At 42.5% G+C, this 17,143-nt stretch carries 16 protein-coding genes; 15 read left to right on the forward strand and 1 reads right to left on the reverse strand.

Annotation, left to right across the window (positions count from 1 at the left end; translation table 11 throughout):
* Nucleotides 1-31: 31 nt before the first annotated feature.
* The 5 genes from EKM82_RS05905 to EKM82_RS05925 all read left to right on the forward strand — a co-directional run bounded on the left by EKM82_RS05905 (nucleotide 32) and on the right by EKM82_RS05925 (nucleotide 6,819).
* Nucleotides 32-682: a TetR family transcriptional regulator gene (locus tag EKM82_RS05905; RefSeq protein WP_164508138.1), complete on the forward strand. Its 651-nt coding sequence runs from the start codon at nucleotides 32-34 to the stop codon at nucleotides 680-682.
* Nucleotides 679-2,415, forward strand: a complete 1,737-nt coding sequence (locus EKM82_RS05910) for an ABC transporter ATP-binding protein (protein WP_125767389.1) — start codon at nucleotides 679-681, stop codon at nucleotides 2,413-2,415. Before EKM82_RS05905 ends, EKM82_RS05910 begins: the two co-directional genes overlap by 4 nt.
* The gene (locus tag EKM82_RS05915; RefSeq protein WP_125767390.1) at nucleotides 2,408-4,300 is read left to right on the forward strand and encodes an ABC transporter ATP-binding protein; all 1,893 of its coding nucleotides are present in this window, start codon (nucleotides 2,408-2,410) and stop codon (nucleotides 4,298-4,300) included. The genes EKM82_RS05910 and EKM82_RS05915 overlap by 8 nt, the downstream gene beginning before the upstream one ends.
* A gap of 18 nt (nucleotides 4,301-4,318) precedes the next feature.
* Nucleotides 4,319-5,059, forward strand: a complete 741-nt coding sequence (locus tag EKM82_RS05920) for a hypothetical protein (protein ID WP_125767391.1) — start codon at nucleotides 4,319-4,321, stop codon at nucleotides 5,057-5,059.
* Nucleotides 5,060-5,817: 758 nt separating this feature from the next.
* Nucleotides 5,818-6,819: a serine hydrolase domain-containing protein gene (locus tag EKM82_RS05925; RefSeq protein WP_125767392.1), complete on the forward strand. Its 1,002-nt coding sequence runs from the start codon at nucleotides 5,818-5,820 to the stop codon at nucleotides 6,817-6,819.
* On the opposite strand, the gene EKM82_RS05930 is transcribed toward EKM82_RS05925, so the two are convergent.
* Nucleotides 6,816-8,162, reverse strand: coding sequence for a Mur ligase family protein (locus EKM82_RS05930; protein WP_125767393.1), 1,347 nt, complete (start codon nucleotides 8,160-8,162; stop codon nucleotides 6,816-6,818). The two genes, EKM82_RS05925 and EKM82_RS05930, sit on opposite strands and share 4 nt — an antisense overlap.
* A gap of 1,063 nt (nucleotides 8,163-9,225) precedes the next feature.
* Here EKM82_RS05930 and EKM82_RS05935 point away from each other — a divergent pair.
* The 10 genes from EKM82_RS05935 to atpH all read left to right on the forward strand — a co-directional run bounded on the left by EKM82_RS05935 (nucleotide 9,226) and on the right by atpH (nucleotide 17,141).
* Complete coding sequence (locus EKM82_RS05935; protein ID WP_125767394.1) at nucleotides 9,226-9,828, forward strand: thymidine kinase; 603 nt, start codon at nucleotides 9,226-9,228, stop codon at nucleotides 9,826-9,828.
* Nucleotides 9,828-10,925: a peptide chain release factor 1 gene (prfA, locus tag EKM82_RS05940; RefSeq protein ID WP_125767395.1), complete on the forward strand. Its 1,098-nt coding sequence runs from the start codon at nucleotides 9,828-9,830 to the stop codon at nucleotides 10,923-10,925. The genes EKM82_RS05935 and prfA overlap by 1 nt, the downstream gene beginning before the upstream one ends.
* On the forward strand, nucleotides 10,903-11,751 hold the full coding sequence (gene prmC / locus EKM82_RS05945; RefSeq protein ID WP_125767396.1) for a peptide chain release factor N(5)-glutamine methyltransferase: 849 nt from the start codon (nucleotides 10,903-10,905) through the stop codon (nucleotides 11,749-11,751). The genes prfA and prmC overlap by 23 nt, the downstream gene beginning before the upstream one ends.
* 71 nt (nucleotides 11,752-11,822) lie before the next feature.
* Nucleotides 11,823-12,848: an L-threonylcarbamoyladenylate synthase gene (locus tag EKM82_RS05950; RefSeq protein ID WP_125767397.1), complete on the forward strand. Its 1,026-nt coding sequence runs from the start codon at nucleotides 11,823-11,825 to the stop codon at nucleotides 12,846-12,848.
* 123 nt (nucleotides 12,849-12,971) lie between these two features.
* A complete protein-coding gene (glyA, locus tag EKM82_RS05955; protein ID WP_125767398.1) occupies nucleotides 12,972-14,210 on the forward strand; it encodes a serine hydroxymethyltransferase in 1,239 nt (412 codons plus the stop codon).
* A 68-nt stretch (nucleotides 14,211-14,278) separates the two neighbouring features.
* A complete protein-coding gene (upp, locus tag EKM82_RS05960; protein WP_125767399.1) occupies nucleotides 14,279-14,908 on the forward strand; it encodes a uracil phosphoribosyltransferase in 630 nt (209 codons plus the stop codon).
* 174 nt (nucleotides 14,909-15,082) lie between these two features.
* Nucleotides 15,083-15,793, forward strand: coding sequence for a F0F1 ATP synthase subunit A (atpB, locus tag EKM82_RS05965; RefSeq protein WP_125767400.1), 711 nt, complete (start codon nucleotides 15,083-15,085; stop codon nucleotides 15,791-15,793).
* Nucleotides 15,794-15,824: 31 nt separating this feature from the next.
* The gene (atpE, locus tag EKM82_RS05970) at nucleotides 15,825-16,037 is read left to right on the forward strand and encodes a F0F1 ATP synthase subunit C (RefSeq protein ID WP_164508141.1); all 213 of its coding nucleotides are present in this window, start codon (nucleotides 15,825-15,827) and stop codon (nucleotides 16,035-16,037) included.
* A gap of 47 nt (nucleotides 16,038-16,084) precedes the next feature.
* On the forward strand, nucleotides 16,085-16,603 hold the full coding sequence (atpF, locus tag EKM82_RS05975) for a F0F1 ATP synthase subunit B (RefSeq protein WP_164508139.1): 519 nt from the start codon (nucleotides 16,085-16,087) through the stop codon (nucleotides 16,601-16,603).
* Entirely contained in the window at nucleotides 16,584-17,141 is a 558-nt protein-coding gene (gene atpH / locus EKM82_RS05980; protein ID WP_125767403.1) for an ATP synthase F1 subunit delta, read from the forward strand. The genes atpF and atpH overlap by 20 nt, the downstream gene beginning before the upstream one ends.
* The last annotated feature ends 2 nt before the right edge of the window (nucleotides 17,142-17,143 follow it).

Here is a 17,143-nt window from a genome sequence, read left to right on the forward strand (position 1 = left end):
ACAGAACTTAATTGAGAAAGGAGTCGCTGTTATGCCGAGTAGTACCTTTTATGGACTCCCTGAAGCTAAGCAAGCTAAAATTATTGCTGCTGCTAGGGAAGCTTTCACAAGAGTGCCAGCATCGCAAGTTACGGTAGCGGATGTGGTTCAGTTAGCGCAGATCCCCCGTGGTAGTTTTTATCAATATTTTAAGGATAAAGATGATCTTTATTTCTATTTAGTGTCAACATTTAAACACCATTTCCAAGAACGATTTGTGGAAATTCTTGATCAATTACACGGTGATCTGTTTGCTGCGTTGAAAGTGATGTTTCATCAAGAAATACTGACATTTGTTAGTGGTCCCGATAAGCAATTGTTGCAGAACTTATTTATGGATTTGGATTATCGCAACTACCAACGGCTATCGCCAATGCATACTCGGCCACATCATCATTTCTCAGAATGGACCGAAGAAATTAAGGCGCATACGGATCTGAGTTTGCTAAAAGTTGATGATGATCAATTTGATTTATTGATTCATATTCTCTTGGCTTTCTTAGGCCATTCAACCGCGCGTTATTTTGTGCTTCAGAAACAAGAAGCGCCGACGACTGCTGATGATTTTGATCAGCAATACGACTTGGTGTTAAGTTGGTTTGCCAACGGTGTTTTAAATTCGAAAAGGGGGAATCAGGCATGATAAAAATTGCCAAGAATCGTGTGTCCGTTTGGGCAGTTATTGGTGCGATTCTCTTTATGGTTGGTCAAGTTGTGACTAACCTGTATTTACCAAATTTAACTTCTGATTTGGTTAACTATGGTGTCGCTAAAGGCGATGTCAGTTACATTTGGGGTGTTGGTGGCAAGATGCTGTTAGTCTCCTTGCTCGCGGTTATTTTCGCTTTTGGGAATGTTTTCCTAGCCGCCCGCACTTCACAAACTTTAGGTAAAAATTTACGCCGTGATATTTATCAGAAAGTTCTAAATATGTCTGACGATGAATTTGATCAAGTCGGTACGTCATCATTGATTACTCGGACGACCAACGACGTTATCCAGATTCAAAACGTGGCGATGATGGCTTTACGAATGATGATCATGGCCCCAATTACTTTGATTGGTGCTAGTTTCATGGCCTATCAAAAAGATGCCCAATTAACCAGCATTTTCATTGTTGTGATTCCAATCATTGTTGTGTTTATTGGGATCGTAATGTACTTCGCAGTGCCGTTATTCAAAGCGATGCAGACCAAGACCGATAATTTAAACTTGGTTTTCCGTGAAGGTTTAACTGGTGTGCGCGTTATTCGGGCTTTCGTTCGCGATAACTTCGAACAAAATCGCTTTGATGGTGTTAACCGTGATTATACCAACAATGCGCGCAGGGTCTTCTCAATTATGGCCGTCATGTTCCCAGTAATGACTTTAGTCATGAGTGGGACTAATATTGCGATTACTTGGTTTGGTGGTCATTTAATTGCCAATCAAGCGATGCCAATTGGGAATATGATTGCCTTCATGACTTATGCAATGCAAATTTTAATGAGTTTCATGATGTTAGCGATGGTCTTTGTCTTTATTCCTCGGGCTCAAGCGTCAGCCGATCGGATTCAGAAAGTCTTTGATTTAAAGACTCGGATTTTAGAACCGAAAGATCCACAGAAGTTTGCTGCTGATCAGCCTGCTCAATTAGACTTTGATGATATTGTCTTCCGTTATCATGGTGCTGAAAAGCCTGCCTTAACTGGCGTCCATGCCCATATGCAAGCTGGTCAGACTTTGGCGGTGATTGGTGGGACAGGTTCAGGTAAGTCAACCTTGATCAATTTGATCCCACGTTTCTATGATGTGGAAAAGGGTGCAGTTCGTGTTAACGGCTTAAACGTTGAAGCTGTCAGCAAGCATGATCTGCAGGATCAAATTGCATTAGTGCCACAGAAAGCCGTTTTATTTAAGGGTAGTTTGCGTGACAACCTATTATATGGGAACGCCAAGGCAACCGATGATGAATTATGGCATGCGTTGGAAATTGCTCAGGCAGCTGACTTCATTCGCGAAAGTGATGGTCTTGATACTTTTGTTGAACAAGGCGGGGATAACTTCTCAGGTGGTCAGAAGCAACGATTAGCCATTGCCCGGGCTTTGGTTAAACATGCCGCTGTTTATATCTTTGATGATTCCTTCTCAGCCCTTGACTTCAAGACTGATGCCATGTTGCGTCAAGCTTTACGTGAAGATGAAACCGTTAAGCAAGCTGTAATTGTGATTGTTGGTCAACGAGTTTCCACTGTTGCTGATGCTGATCAAATTATTGTGCTCGAAGATGGCAAGATGGTTGGTTTAGGTACACATCAAGAATTAAAAGCTAATAACGAAGTTTATCGTGAAATTGTTGATTCACAAATTAAGGAAGGGAGTGCTTCTAATGAGTGAGCAAAATAGTCGTAATAATTCGCGGCCAGCACGACCAATGGGTGGTCATGGTCCTGGCGGCGGCATGGCCCTTCCTGGTGACAAAGCTAAACATTTCTGGAGTACAGTTGGCCGTTTATTCAATTACATGGCCAAATATCGGATTGCTTTAATTATTGTCATGATTTTTGCCATTGGTTCGCAGATTTTACAAGTTCAAACACCGAAGATCTTAGGGAAGGCCACCACGGAACTGTTTAAAGGTGTCATGAGTGGTACCGCCATGCAAAAAGCGGGGATTGGGATGAAGGAATACCCAATCAACTTTACCAAGATTGAATCGATCATTATCACGGTGATCGTGATGTATGTGGCTTCTGCTTTGTTGAACTTCATCATGCAATTTATGATGACCCGGATTTCTCAGGAAACTGTTTATCGGTTACGTCGAGAAATGAAAGCTAAAATGAAGACTTTACCAATTAATTATTATGATACCCATTCAAATGGTGATATTATGTCACGGGCCATCAACGATATGGATAATATTGCCGGGACCTTGCAACAAAGTTTGACCCAGTTGATTCAAAGTACCGTGATGTTCATTGGGACTTTGTGGATGATGTTAACTATTAGTTGGCAACTGACTTTAGTGGCGATTGCGACGATTCCATTAAGTTTAGTTGTGGTTGGGGTTGTTGCTCCACGTTCGCAACGTTTCTTCGCCGCTCAACAGAAGAGTTTAGGATTATTAAATAACCAAATCGAAGAAAATTACGCTGGTCACATTATTAATCGGAGCTTCAATCATGAAGCGCAATCAATCAGTGAATTTAATGAAGAAAACGAACGTCTTTATGCGGCTTCTTGGAAAGCGCAGATGATTTCTGGCTTGATCATGCCGCTGATGACTTTCATTAATAACTTAGGTTACGTTTTTGTCGGCGTGCTTGGTGGGATTCAAGTGGCCAATGGGAATATGTCCTTAGGTAATGTTCAAGCCTTCTTGCAATATACCCAACAGTTCTCGCAACCAATTACGCAGTTGGCTAACTTAACCAATACCATTCAAGCCACGGTTGCTTCAGCGGAACGTGTCTTCGAGGTCTTAGATGAAGATGATATGACGGACGAAGGTGTTGATGTGCCTGCATTAACAAATTCTGAAGACATTTTGGCAATGGAGCATGTTCAATTTGGTTATCAAGGGAAAGACTTATTGATGACGGATTATAATTTGGCTGTTAAACCAGGCCAAATGATTGCCATTGTCGGTCCAACTGGTGCTGGTAAAACAACGATTATCAATTTACTTGAACGTTTCTACGACGTTTCCGGTGGTTCGATTCGGCTTAAGGGCGTCGATACTCGCAATATGAAGCGTGAAGATTTACGGCACCATTTTGCCATGGTTTTACAAGATACTTGGTTGTTCACTGGTACAATTTACGACAACTTGAAGTATGGTCGGGAAGATGCCACTCATGATGAAATTATCGAGGCGGCTAAGGCAGCCCATGTTGATGAATTCGTACGGCAATTACCAGATGGTTATGACACGGTGCTGAATGAGGAAGCGTCAAATATTTCTCAAGGACAACGTCAATTGTTGACGATTGCTCGGGCGTTTGTGGCTGATCCTGAAATTCTGATTCTTGATGAAGCAACGTCTTCAGTTGATACGCGGACAGAATTACACATTCAACATGCCATGGGTCGTTTACTCAAGGGCCGGACGAGTTTCGTTGTCGCCCATCGATTATCAACGATTCGCGATGCCGATAATATTCTGGTTATGAATCATGGCTCGATTGTTGAAACTGGGAATCATGATCAGTTAATGGCCAAAAACGGTTTTTACGCTGACCTGTATAATTCACAGTTCACTGGTAGTGTCCAAATTTAACTGAAAGGGAGTTTGATCATGAAAATGAAAAAAATTGTTGCTAGCCTTGCCCTTTTAGTATTGGGAGTTGTTGGTCTGGCTGGTTGTCAAAGTCGTCAACCTAGTCTGAAACCAAGCGCCCAGACTTTCAAGCCAGACGGGATTGTGACGGTCGTTAAGGGAACTGCTTCTAAAAATGCTGATTTAACTTATCAAATCGGTAATGAAAATGCTAAAAAAGTGACCAATCAAGGTGGTACTTTTGTCATTCAAGTGCCGAGTCAACTGAAAGCCACTAAAGTGAAGCTGACAGCCAAGCATAATGGCGCGACTACCACTAAAACTGTTACCGTTGCCAAAGCAAAAGCACTAGCCAGTTATCCGAAGTTTGCGATGACCTATAATGTCATCAACCAACAAATGAAGACTGGTGCTGAAGTGCTGCCAATGCAACTCAAAGATGGCTTAACTGATTTGGTCAACGCTGACGGCATGCGGATTCGCGTCAATGTTCAAAATCAACAATTAGTTGGCGTCGCTTATGTTTTCTCAGTCAATAAAATGAAGTCGAAAACAGAAGTTAAGAAATTTGCCATGCAGTTGGTGGTCTTATCAAATAGTGTTGGTGCTGATGGTAAGCAAGTTCTGAAAGATTATCAGAAGTTAGCCAAGAAGGCCGAAAATGGTCAGACGACTGTGGACAATATTCATAGTAAGGGCGTTACTTTTGAAACTAATTTCTCGACTAAAGCACTTTATATGTATTTAGTGAAGAAGTAATTGATAAAATTAAAAAATCTCGTTGACGGTAAAAGTCGGCGAGATTTTTTTGATGCCTCTTTTCAAAAATAGAGGCTGTTGGTTTAGGTTGCTCCTTAGAAAAAAAGCAGGGGCCCAGCGATTTTTCGTGCGTCAAGTCCAAGTCTTCCCAAATTTGGAGAGGTGGTGGCGGCGCAATTTGAGCTTATTGCTGACGCAACAATCTCAAATACAAGCCTTATTCTAACCGCTAAAGCGGCAAGAATAATTTCATGGCTGACGCCAATTGCGCCGCCACCACCAGATGAAACTAACAGAACTCAGCACCACTATTTGACTGAACCAGATTGTGGTGGCACAAAATCGGTGTGACAATCTTTACTGAAATAGAGTTGTCACACCCTTTTTTACTGTTCAACTATTGTTACTAATTGGATTGGATTATTGAATCCCACTAACACTGCCTTAATAACTAACAAAGATGAAGTGCACCACCTCAACTCCAGACGGAATGGAGGGATCGGGTTGTCAGCCGCGAAATTATTGTTGGTGCTTTAGCACTTACAATAAGCCTCGAATTGAAGACTTTTGAAAAAAGGCTTCAATCGACGGCCGCCGCGTTCCACAACCCGCAGCCCGAAATGGAGTCAGAACTAATTCTGTTTTAGAATTGCTGTGCCCTTACTGTTACCAACTAAATAATCATTTTGTATGCAGGTTAGGCGTGAATTTAAGGCATAGTTGAAAAATGCTATACTAAACAGCAAAGGGTGATGTTGATGTATCCACGAACGCAAGCATTATTAAGTAGTTTATTGCAACAAAAAATTATACCTGGACTGAGTTATGCCATCATTGACGGCCAAACTGTGCTTACAAAAGTTCAAGGAGACAAACAGTGGCTGCCTGATCCTGAACCTTTACGACCAGGGTTGCTTTATGATTTGGCTAGTTTAACGAAAGTTGTGGGCACGGCTACGGTGATTTTTGAATTGTTGGCGGCTGGCAAATGTCAGTTGGATGATCCGGTCCAACGTTATTTGCCGTCATTTCAGGATCAACGCGTCACTTTGCGTCATTTATTGACTCATACTTCGGGCATTGCTGGGTATATTCCCAATCGTAACCAGCTAAGTGCGCCTGAGTTGAAAAAAGCTTTACTGGCCTTGCCAGTGACTGCTACTTTTGAACAAAAAATGGTTTATACCGATGTGGGCTTCTTATATTTAGGTTGGATTGTTGCGGCGATTTGTCAGCAGCCGATTCAACAAGTGATTACTGAGCGGGTCTTGCAGCCGTTACGGCTAACCAATAGTAGCTTTACACCGACAGCAGCTCGTTGTGTACCGACAACTTATCAAGCGGGCCACTTACGTCAAGGCCAAGTTCATGATCCGAAAGCACAAATATTAGGAGCTGATTGTGGCTCGGCCGGACTTTTTGCTGACTTAGCAGACTTAATTACTTTCAGTCAATGGTATTTGGGGCAACGTCCAGATTTACCAACGTTAGTCAGTGAACAGTTTCGGCAAAATTTAGCCCAGGATTGGACTGGTCATCAGCTAGGACGTTCGTTAGCTTGGGACTTACGTACAGCCAGTGATGGTCATCAGCTATTATTTCATACTGGCTTTACGGGTACCTTCCTACTATTAGACTTGCAGCGCCAGCAAGCGTTAATTGTGCTGAGTAATCGGGTTCATCCTCAACAAAAAAACGACCGCTTTCTCGTAGCTCGAGAAGCAATCGTTCAATCGTTTATTCAAGAATTAACTGATTAGTAACCAGCGGCAATAATGCCTTGTTCGGCTAATTTTTTCCGCAGGGCTAACATGGCGGTGTACGTTGTTAAGATGTAAATGTGTTGATTAGGAATAATTCCCGCTTGGTCAATGAAGGCTTCTAAGGAATCGCTAGTAATCAATTGGTCGTCACTGGCACCAGCCACTTGGAAGCGTAAATGAATATCAGGTTCCCGCTCACCACTTAAGATGATTTGCGGGATTTTTTGATAGGGCAGATTTTCGAACTCGCCATCCCAGATCCAACTGGTGTCGCGACCGTCAGCTGGGTTCGCGTTTAATAAGAAACCTAATGAGAACGGTTCTGGATCAGTTTTAATTAAATCGAAGACCTGATTTAGGCCTACCGGATTTTTAACTAAAATAATCGTCGCGTGTTTGCCATTTAATTTAATCACTTCTTGGCGACCAAAGACTTGTTCGTCGTGATCAAAAGCGGCCACAATTTTTTCAGTCGGAACATTGAGAAAATGAGCGGCACTGAAAGCGGCTAGCGCGTTGTAGATATTGTACATGCCACCAACATGAATTGTGACGGCGGTGTTATTGATCAGAAACTTAGAAAAAGTTGGCCGTAATTCTTCAACAGCCGTGACTTGATCAGTTAAGGCAGGCCGTTTGAAGCCACAATTAGGGCAGAAGTAGTCGCCTAAATTGGCATAAGTGATACTGTGATAGTGGAGAATATGCTGGCAGACGGGGCACAACACACCATCGGAATTAAAACTGGCGCGCAAATCTTCGTTAGAGCCATTTTTATCAGCAAAACCGTAATAAATAACCGGGTTCTTTAATTTGGCATCGTTAAAAATTGGCGCATCGCCATTGACAATCAAGGTTGCCTCAGGGGCTAATTTGACACCATCAATAATTTTTTGATAAGTGGTGTAAATTTCGCCATAACGATCCATTTGATCACGAAAGATATTGGTTAGCACGAAAGCTTTTGGGGTGATTTGGGCGCAAACGGGCGCCACATTGGCCTCGTCGACTTCCAAAATAGCTAGCGGTTTGGCGCCTGGTTTAGGCGCTGCTAGAAATGACGTCACAATTCCTTGGAACATATTGGAACCACTGGGATTAGTGAGCACTTCTGGCTGAACTTGTTTCATGATTTTGGTCAGTAGTGAGGTAGTCATTGTTTTGCCATTAGTACCAGTGACAATGATGACATCATATTTGGCGCCCAAATGTTTCAGAACTTGGGGATCAAGTTTCGTCGCTAATTTACCAGGTAACGAACTCCCGCCACTGCGAAAAGTGTGGAGAAACCAGTAACTACTTTTACCTAAGGCTTTAGCTAGTGCAGAATTTAAAGACATGAGATTTTCCTCGTTTATTAGAATTTCTTGGTGATGACTTGTTTCAATTATGGGGCAACGTCGATTAAGTCAGCAGTGTTGTCCCAAACTAATCGCTCTTCATTTTACCATATTGACTCAAATTTTTTTACTGTTAGCTCGTTGGTGAAGGTGGAAATGTGATTATTAGACGCTGTTTAAGAATAGAAATGAGACATTTAAAAACATTCCGCGTTGAGATTATACTAGCATGAATATGATGAGTTTTTCGAGGTGAAGTCTGGCGCATCAATCAAATCTGACTGACAATTTCTCTAAATAAATTGTCAATTAAGATATTTTTGCCGACTATTCTGATATGTTTGCAATTGAAATTTTTGTCAGCTGCTCCCACTACGGTTACCTCAGACACTAACGATGATGAAGTGCACAACTTAACCCCAGACGGAATGGAGGGATCTTGTCGTCAGCCGCCAAATTATTGTTAGTGCTTTAGCACTTACAATAAGACCTGTATCTGAGACAATTTTGGTCTGTAATTGGCTCAAGATCAGTGTCGGCCGCGTTCCAAGACAAGCAGACCGGAATGCAGTCAGACGCTATTCTGTTTAATGGCCGCACTTGGTTTTAATTTTTATGGTGTCGAAACGTGTTCGGGGTGACAAATGGCTAGGCTTAATTTGATAAATTGCTCGGTCGATTGGCATCGCCCAATCAATTTATCGAAATTACGCTACGCCAAAAGTGCGTCGCTCCTCACAACTTGTCGAAACGTGTTCGGGTCGGTAAATGGCTAGGTACAATTTAAATATTCACACGATCGGTTGGCACCGCTCATGCAAATATTTGAAATTGTACGACGCCAAAAACCCACCGACCCCCACAACTTGTTGAAACGTGTTCGGGGGTGATAGATAGCTAGGCCTAATTTAAATAATTGCTCGATCGGTTGCACCGCTCAATCAATTATTTGAAATTATGCTACGCTATCTGACCATCACCCCTCACACTCTGTAATTTTAGTTAGGCAATTTGCTGAAAATCGTTTATACTTAAAAACGAATGAACTTCAGGAGGCAAACTAATGGCACAGTTATTTTATCGCTATGGGGCGATGAACTCTGGTAAAACGATTGAGATTTTAAAGGTCGCCCATAACTACGAAGAAGAACACAAACCAGTTTTATTAATGACCAGCAGTGTTGATTCACGCGATGGTGTCGGTTATGTGGCCAGTCGAATTGGCTTGCGTCGTAAAGCTGAACCAATTTTTTCTACAACGAATATTTTTGAAGTTGTCGCTCAGATAACGCCGAAACCGGCATGCGTTTTAATTGATGAAGCCCAATTTTTGGAAAAGCATCATGTTTATGAAGCCGCACGTGTGGTTGATGAACTTGGGATTCCCGTGATGACTTTTGGCTTGAAAAATGATTTCCGCAATGAATTATTTGATGGTTCTCGTTACCTACTACTTTATGCTGATAAAATTGAGGAAATTAAAACAATTTGTTGGTTCTGTCAACGCAAAGCGACCATGAATTTACGAGTTAACAATGGCCGGCCAGTTTATGAAGGTGCCCAAGTCCAAATTGGTGGCAATGAATCTTATTACCCAGTTTGTCGTGAGCATTATTATCATCCTGATCTGCACGAGTTTGAGGAAAGTGAGGCTGATCAAGCCTAATGGACAAGATTTTAGCACAATTAGATGGGTTAGTTGATCGTTACGATGAGTTAACGGAAATGATGGCTGACCCCGAGGTTATTGGCAATACCAAGCGCTATTTGGAAGTTTCTAAGGAAGCTGCCGGGATGCTTGACGTTGTGAACAAATACAAACGTTATCGCGAAGTGATTCAAGAAATTAAAGACAACGATGAAATCATGCGCGAAAGCAATGATAAAGAACTAGCTGATTTGGCGAAGGCTGAAATTGATGATTTGACTAGCGAACGTGATCAATTGGAACACGAAATCATGTTGTTAATGATTCCCACTGATCCCAATGATGACAAGAATATTATTATGGAAATTCGTGGCGCTGCTGGTGGCGATGAAGCCTCATTATTTGCTGGGGATTTATTGAATATGTATCATCACTACGCTGAACGGCAAAATTGGCAATTTGAAATTGTTGATGAAAACCGGACTGAAGTCGGTGGCTTTAAAGAAGTTGCTGTGATGATCACTGGTGAGAATGTCTACTCGAAATTAAAGTATGAAAATGGCGCTCATCGGGTTCAGCGAGTACCAGAAACCGAATCTGCCGGTCGGGTCCATACCTCGACAGCAACTGTTGCGGTCATGCCTGAATATGATGCCGTTGATTTGGATATCGATCCTAAAGATATTCGGGTCGATGTTTATCGTTCATCTGGTGCTGGTGGCCAGCATATTAACAAAACGAGTTCTGCCGTGCGGATGACCCATTTACCTACTGGGATTGTCGTTGCCATGCAGGATCAACGTTCACAGCAACAAAACCGTGAAAAAGCGATGCAGATTTTGCGGTCACGGGTTTATGATTATTATGAAAGTCAGAATCAGAATGAGTATGATGCCAATCGTAAGTCAGCGGTTGGGACTGGTGACCGTTCTGAGCGGATTCGGACTTACAATTATCCCCAAAACCGGGTAACTGATCATCGGATCGGTTTAACTTTGAATAAACTTGATCGGATTATGAGTGGTGGCCTTGGTGAAGTGATCGATGCTTTGATTGTTTGGGATCAAACCAAGAAGTTGGAGCAAATTACTGATGACGCGACCGACGTATTATAAGGCCCTTAATTGGGCTTTTTTGTTGCTAAAAGAAAAGAATTTGGATGAGCAAGCCGCCGAATACTTGCTGTTAGAACGACAAAAGTGGACCAAGACCGATTTGATTTTCCATGAGCGAGAAATAATGGTACCAGCTGTTTGGCAACAGTTTCAGACAGATGTTCAGGAACTATTAACTGGCCGGCCAGCGCAATATATTTTAGGCCAGGCTTGGTTTTACGATTTGCAATTGCAAGTGACGCCAGCAACTTTGATTCCACGGCCGGAAACTGAATTTCTCGTGGCTTGGTTATTAGAAAATGTGCCAACGTCAACAACGCCTAAGATTCTTGATCTTGGTACTGGCTCCGGTGCAATTGCTTTAGCAATTAAACATGAATTGCCTAATAGTGAAGTTTGGGCAACTGATCTTAGTGAGGCTGCCTTGCAGGTGGCTCAGGCCAATGCTCAGCGTTTGGCACTGCCCATTCATTTTGCCCAAGGTGACTTGTTGCAGGCAGTGGCTGGGGAGAAATTCGACTTGATTATTTCTAATCCACCTTATATTAGTCATGATGAAGAAGCTGTTATGGATTATTCCGTGAAACATTTCGAACCTCAGTTGGCACTTTATGCCGACAATCGGGGGCTAGCGTTGTATCAACAATTGGCACAAACAGTTGCGGCCCATTTAAAAACTGGTGGGCAATTGTTCTTGGAGTTTGGTTATCAGCAGGCTCCAGCTATTCGTGAAATTTATCAGCAGGCCTTACCAACAGCCACCATTACCATCAAGAAAGACTTGGCTGGTTGGCCGCGAATGGCGCGCATCCAATTACCCGATTAGGCAATCGTTAATTGTCGTTAATTATTGTTAATCGATGAAATTCATGCTCAAGAAAGTTGTGAGGTATTTTTATGGAAACAAAAATTTTTAAACCACAGGAGATTTCACAGGCGGCGGCTTTATTACGTCAGGGCGAACTCGTTAGTTTTCCCACAGAAACTGTTTATGGTTTAGGCGCAGTCGTGAATAATGAAGCTTCAGTTAAAGCTGTCTATCAAGCCAAGGGCCGTCCCAGCGACAACCCTTTGATTGTTCATGTTGATTCACCAGACATGGTTTGGCACTATGCCGCTAAAAACGCGGACGCTTTAGCCTTAATGAAGGCATTTTGGCCAGGTCCTTTAACGATTATTTTGCCAATTTTACCAGGGAGTTTATTACCTTGTGTGACTGGTGGTCTACAAACGGCGGCCTTTCGCATGCCGAATAGCCCCGCAACTTTGGCCTTGATTCGCGAGACAGGCATTCCAATTGTGGGGCCTTCTGCAAATACGTCAGGTAAGCCCAGTCCCACCACTGCTCAACACGTTTATCACGACTTAGGTGGTAAAATTGCCGGTATTTTAGATGATGGTCCCACCAAAGTTGGCTTGGAATCAACAGTGATTGATTTAAGCGTTAAGCCAGCAGCTATTTTACGGCCTGGTTATATTAATGCTGATGATTTAGCCCCAATTATTGGCGCCGTTGAAACTGAACAACACCACGTTAAGGCTAACGAAGTTCCTAAGGCACCAGGCATGAAATACAAGCATTATGCACCTAGCGCCCAAGTTCTAATTGTCCGTCAGCAACAGGATTTCACTGCGGCAGTTCAAAACGAACTGACCAAGGCTGATCGTCCGTTAGGCGTGCTGGCCTTCGATCAACAATTGGCTCAATTGAATTCATCAGCAAACTCTCATCAAATCTTAACTTATTCATTAGGCGAAAATATTACCACGGCAGCTCAAGATTTATTTGCTGGTTTACGCTTCTTTGATGATCATCCGCAAGTGAAAGTGATTTTAGCAGCCGGGGTCACTGAAGAAAAGTTAGGCTTAGCTTATATGAATCGGTTACGCAAGGCCGCTGGTGGTCAATTCTATCAGAAATAGCGCAATTATTTAGTTGCGCAAGTCAGCAATTAGCGCGTTTGTGATTGCTGGTTTTTTTAAGTAGGCAATAACGTTTAGAATTGGTTAAAATATCAGTATAATGTGAATCAAGGAGGCTATTGAATGGAATTTAACAACCACGATCAAGCTGTCTGGACAGCAATTCATCATGAAGAGGCACGTCAACGGCAGAATATTGAATTAATTGCATCAGAGAATGTTGTTTCTAATGCAGTTAGAGCCGCGCAGGGAAGTGTTCTCACCAATAAATATGCTGAAGGGTATCCTGGTCATCGTTTCTACGGTGGCTGTGAGTATATCGATCAAATTGAACAATTAGCGATTGATCGGGCGAAGACACTTTTTGGCGCTGAATATGCTAATGTCCAACCTCATTCTGGTTCCCAGGCTAATGAAGCAGTTTATCGGGCGTTATTACAACCAGGGGATGCTGTTTTAGGCATGGATTTAACTGCTGGCGGTCACTTAACTCATGGGTCACAAGTGAACTTCAGTGGTGAAACTTATGACTTCCATAGTTATGGTGTTAATCCCGAAACTGAGCAATTGGATTATGAAGAAATTCTGAGAATTGCTCAAGAAGTGCAACCGAAATTAATTGTTGCTGGTGCGTCAGCATATAGTCGGACGATCGATTTTCCTAGATTGCGGGCAATTGCTGATCAAGTCGGCGCCTTATTAATGGTCGACATGGCTCATATTGCCGGGTTAGTGGCAGCAGGGGTTCATCCTAGTCCCGTCCCATACTGTGATGTGGTGACCACGACAACCCACAAAACATTGCGTGGTCCCCGTGGTGGGATGATTTTGGCCAAGGCGCAGTATGGCAAGGCAATTAATTCGGCGGTTTTCCCAGGGACACAAGGTGGGCCATTGGAACACGTCATTGCTGCTAAAGCCATTGCCCTAGGCGAAGCAATGACACCAGAATTCAAAGTTTACGCCCAACAAATTGTGGCCAATGCCCAAGCAATGGCGAATGTGTTTAACGAAGACCCAACTTTCCGCGTGGTTTCTGGCGGCACCGATAATCATTTAATGTTGCTTGATGTGACTGGCACTGGTCTTTATGGCCGGGATGTGCAGGAATTACTGGATTCATTGCAGATTACCTTAAACAAAAATACGATTCCCTTTGAACAAAATGGTCCTTTTAAGACCAGTGGGATTCGAATTGGTACACCAGCGATCACTACTCGCGGTTTCAAGGAGGCTGATGCCGTCCAAGTTGCCCATTTCATTATCACGGCGATTCAAAATCGTGATGATTCCGAGAAGTTGAAGCGGTTACATCAAAAAATCAATGATTTTGCCGAAAGTTTTCCAATAAATTGGGGCTAATCAGGTAGATATTTGAGGTCAACTAGCTTATCATTGATATGATTTGGAAAATGAAAGGTGGCAAAGGTATGGGGAAATTTACCGTTTTGAATCATCCATTGATTCAGCACAAGTTAACGATCATTCGTGATAAGTCAACGGGGACAAAAGTATTTCGTGAGGTTGCGAATGAAATTGCTGAGTTGATGGTTTACGAAATTACCCGCGATTTACCTTTACAGGATGTCGAAATTGAGACACCAATGGGTAAAACTGTGCAAAAGCAATTAGCAGGTAAGAAATTGGCGGTGGTGCCAATTTTGCGTGCTGGTTTAGGGATGGTCGATGGTGTTTTAGAGTTAATTCCAGCGGCGAAAGTTGGTCACATTGGGATGTATCGTGATGAGAAGACTTTGGAACCGCACGAATATTTTGTCAAGATGCCACCTGATATTGATCAACGGATTTTGTTCATTGTTGATCCAATGTTAGCAACTGGTGGTTCAGCCAATATGGCCATTGACGCGTTGAAGAAGCGTGGCGCTAAAAACATGCGTTTAGTTGTTTTAGTTGCTGCTCCTGAAGGTGTTAAGGCTGTTCAGAAGGCTCATCCAGATGTTGACATCTATGCAGCAGCCTTAGATGATCGGTTAACTGAAACTGGTTACATTACACCAGGCCTTGGTGATGCCGGTGATCGGTTGTTCGGCACAAAATAAAACACTGTGCGATAAAGCCTTTTCACGCGAACTTTCCTTTGAATTTTAGTTTTGTTGGTGTTAAGATTTAGTCTGTGTTTTCTGAACTTGTTTAGAGACTGAAACACCAGTTTTACTGATTAAACGTTAGTTGATCGGCAAAACTTTTAGATTGTTTTGGGAAGGAGGCGCGCTTTGGACGAGAAATATCAATACCTAACTATCATGGGGCTCAAGTTTAACACGGCTAACTGCATCTCGACCCTATTGACGGCACTGCTGGTATTCTTGTTTGTTTTCTTCACATCAAGGAAATTAGCAATGAAACCGGGAAAAGGTCAAAACTTGTTAGAGTATTTGATTGATTTCACTAATGGGATTGTCAAAGGTATCATGCCTGGTGATGAAGGTAAGCCATTTTACTTCTATATCTTCGTGTTGTTTACATTTATTTTGTTCTCGAACACGTTAGGATTGTTCTTAGAAGTTAAAATTAATGGTGTCACTTTCACGAAGTCACCAACGGCTGATCCAATGGTCACAATGCCATTAGCCATGGTTACCCTGTTAATGTCACATTACTACTCTGTTGAGAAGTGGGGCTTTAAGGGGTATCTCAGTAATTATATTCGTCCGGTAGGATTCCTGTTGCCAATTAACTTGATTGAAGAGTTTACGAACTTTTTGACCTTGTCATTACGGCTTTATGGTAATATCTTTGCCGGCGAGGTTTTGATCGGTTTATTGTTAAACGTTGCTAGCAGTTTTGGTATTTTGACTGCAGTAGTGGCGGCACCAATGACCATGATTTGGCAAGGCTTTTCAGTCTTTATCGGTGCCATTCAGGCTTATGTTTTTGCAATTTTATCTTGTGTTTATTTTTCACGTAAATTAGAACGTGAGTAGGATTTCAATTTTAGGAGGAATTTCGAAAATGATTAAATATGTTGCCGCAGCCATCGCTGCAGGTTTAGCTGCCTTAGCTACTTCTTATGGTAATGCGAAAGTTATTTCTAAGACTGTTGAAAGTATGGCTCGCCAACCAGAATTATCTGGTCAATTGCGTAGTACAATGTTCATCGGTGTTGGTTTGATTGAAGCCGTTCCTATTTTGGCTATCGTTGTTGCCTTCCTGATTCTCTTTGTTTAATCTTGGCAATTTTGCTTGTTAATTTTAAATAGAAGGGAGCGTTGTTCATGGCGAATGGATTAGTTATTGCTGCTAATGCCAGTTTAGGCGATTCGATTTTCTTAATTGTGACTTTCATTCTGTTAATGTGGTTAGTTAAACACTTTGCATGGGGTCCAGTTACGAAAATGATGGATAAGCGAGCCCAGAAGATTTCCGATGATCTCGATGGTGCCGCTAAATCTCGGTCCCAAGCTGAACAAATGGCAGCTCAACGGCAATCTGAATTAAAGAATTCCAAAACGGAAGCTATTCAAATTGTCAATACAGCCAAAGAAAACGGTGAGAAGAGTCGTCAAGAAATTGTCACCGGTGCGCAAACTGAAGCTGCCCAACTGAAGTCGAAAGCGAAAGCCGAAGCGGAACAAGCTAAGACTGATGCACTGAATAGTGCTCGCGAAGATGTTGGACAAATTGCGGTCAATATCGCCGAAGCGCTCATTAAAAAGGATCTCAACGCAGATGATCAGAAAGAGTTGATCGATGCCTATATAAAGGGGTTGACGAATGCCGATGAAACTCGATAATACGACAGTTAGCAAACGTTACGCCAGGGCATTGTTCGAACTTGCTAATGAGCAGCACGAGATTGAACCACTATTTCAAGAGTTATTAGTTTTGCGGCAAGTGTTACAAGATAATCCTGATTTTGATGCGGTCATGGCTAGTTCTAGTGTGACAGCAGCGGAGCAGGCCCAACTCGTTAACACATTGAAAAAGCCGTTTTCACAGACAATTCAGAATTTTCTACAAATGCTTTTCGATTACAGACGGATGGAAGACTTAGGGTTGATCATCGATGAATTCGAAAAACGTTACGACGCTGCTAATGGTCGCATTCTGATCAAGGCAACGACGGCAACACCAATGACTACGGCCCAATCAGAAGCATTAGGCCAAGCCTTTATCAAACGGTTTGATGGGAAGACGGCTAATGTCGCCAATACTGTTGATCCTGAGATTATTGGTGGTGTGATTGTTCAAGTTCAAGATCGTCGAATTGATGGCAGTATCCGCACTAGATTAGATCAAATGCGGACGTTATTAGCTCAGCCATTAAGTTAGTA

The organism is Lapidilactobacillus wuchangensis, from assembly GCF_003946645.1.
Taxonomy (GTDB): Bacteria; Bacillota; Bacilli; order Lactobacillales; family Lactobacillaceae; genus Lapidilactobacillus; species Lapidilactobacillus wuchangensis.

What these genes read in the sequence shown, in the direction of transcription:
- EKM82_RS05905 (WP_164508138.1), top strand. Translation starts at nt 32, where the DNA reads ATGCCGAGTAGTACCTTTTATGGACTCCCTGAAGCTAAGCAAGCTAAA.
- EKM82_RS05910 (WP_125767389.1), top strand. Translation starts at nt 679, where the DNA reads ATGATAAAAATTGCCAAGAATCGTGTGTCCGTTTGGGCAGTTATTGGT.
- EKM82_RS05915 (WP_125767390.1), top strand. Translation starts at nt 2,408, where the DNA reads ATGAGTGAGCAAAATAGTCGTAATAATTCGCGGCCAGCACGACCAATG.
- EKM82_RS05920 (WP_125767391.1), top strand. Translation starts at nt 4,319, where the DNA reads ATGAAAATGAAAAAAATTGTTGCTAGCCTTGCCCTTTTAGTATTGGGA.
- EKM82_RS05925 (WP_125767392.1), top strand. Translation starts at nt 5,818, where the DNA reads ATGTATCCACGAACGCAAGCATTATTAAGTAGTTTATTGCAACAAAAA.
- EKM82_RS05930 (WP_125767393.1), bottom strand. Translation starts at nt 8,162, where the DNA reads ATGTCTTTAAATTCTGCACTAGCTAAAGCCTTAGGTAAAAGTAGTTAC.
- EKM82_RS05935 (WP_125767394.1), top strand. Translation starts at nt 9,226, where the DNA reads ATGGCACAGTTATTTTATCGCTATGGGGCGATGAACTCTGGTAAAACG.
- prfA (WP_125767395.1), top strand. Translation starts at nt 9,828, where the DNA reads ATGGACAAGATTTTAGCACAATTAGATGGGTTAGTTGATCGTTACGAT.
- prmC (WP_125767396.1), top strand. Translation starts at nt 10,903, where the DNA reads ATGACGCGACCGACGTATTATAAGGCCCTTAATTGGGCTTTTTTGTTG.
- EKM82_RS05950 (WP_125767397.1), top strand. Translation starts at nt 11,823, where the DNA reads ATGGAAACAAAAATTTTTAAACCACAGGAGATTTCACAGGCGGCGGCT.
- glyA (WP_125767398.1), top strand. Translation starts at nt 12,972, where the DNA reads ATGGAATTTAACAACCACGATCAAGCTGTCTGGACAGCAATTCATCAT.
- upp (WP_125767399.1), top strand. Translation starts at nt 14,279, where the DNA reads ATGGGGAAATTTACCGTTTTGAATCATCCATTGATTCAGCACAAGTTA.
- atpF (WP_164508139.1), top strand. Translation starts at nt 16,085, where the DNA reads ATGGCGAATGGATTAGTTATTGCTGCTAATGCCAGTTTAGGCGATTCG.
- atpH (WP_125767403.1), top strand. Translation starts at nt 16,584, where the DNA reads ATGCCGATGAAACTCGATAATACGACAGTTAGCAAACGTTACGCCAGG.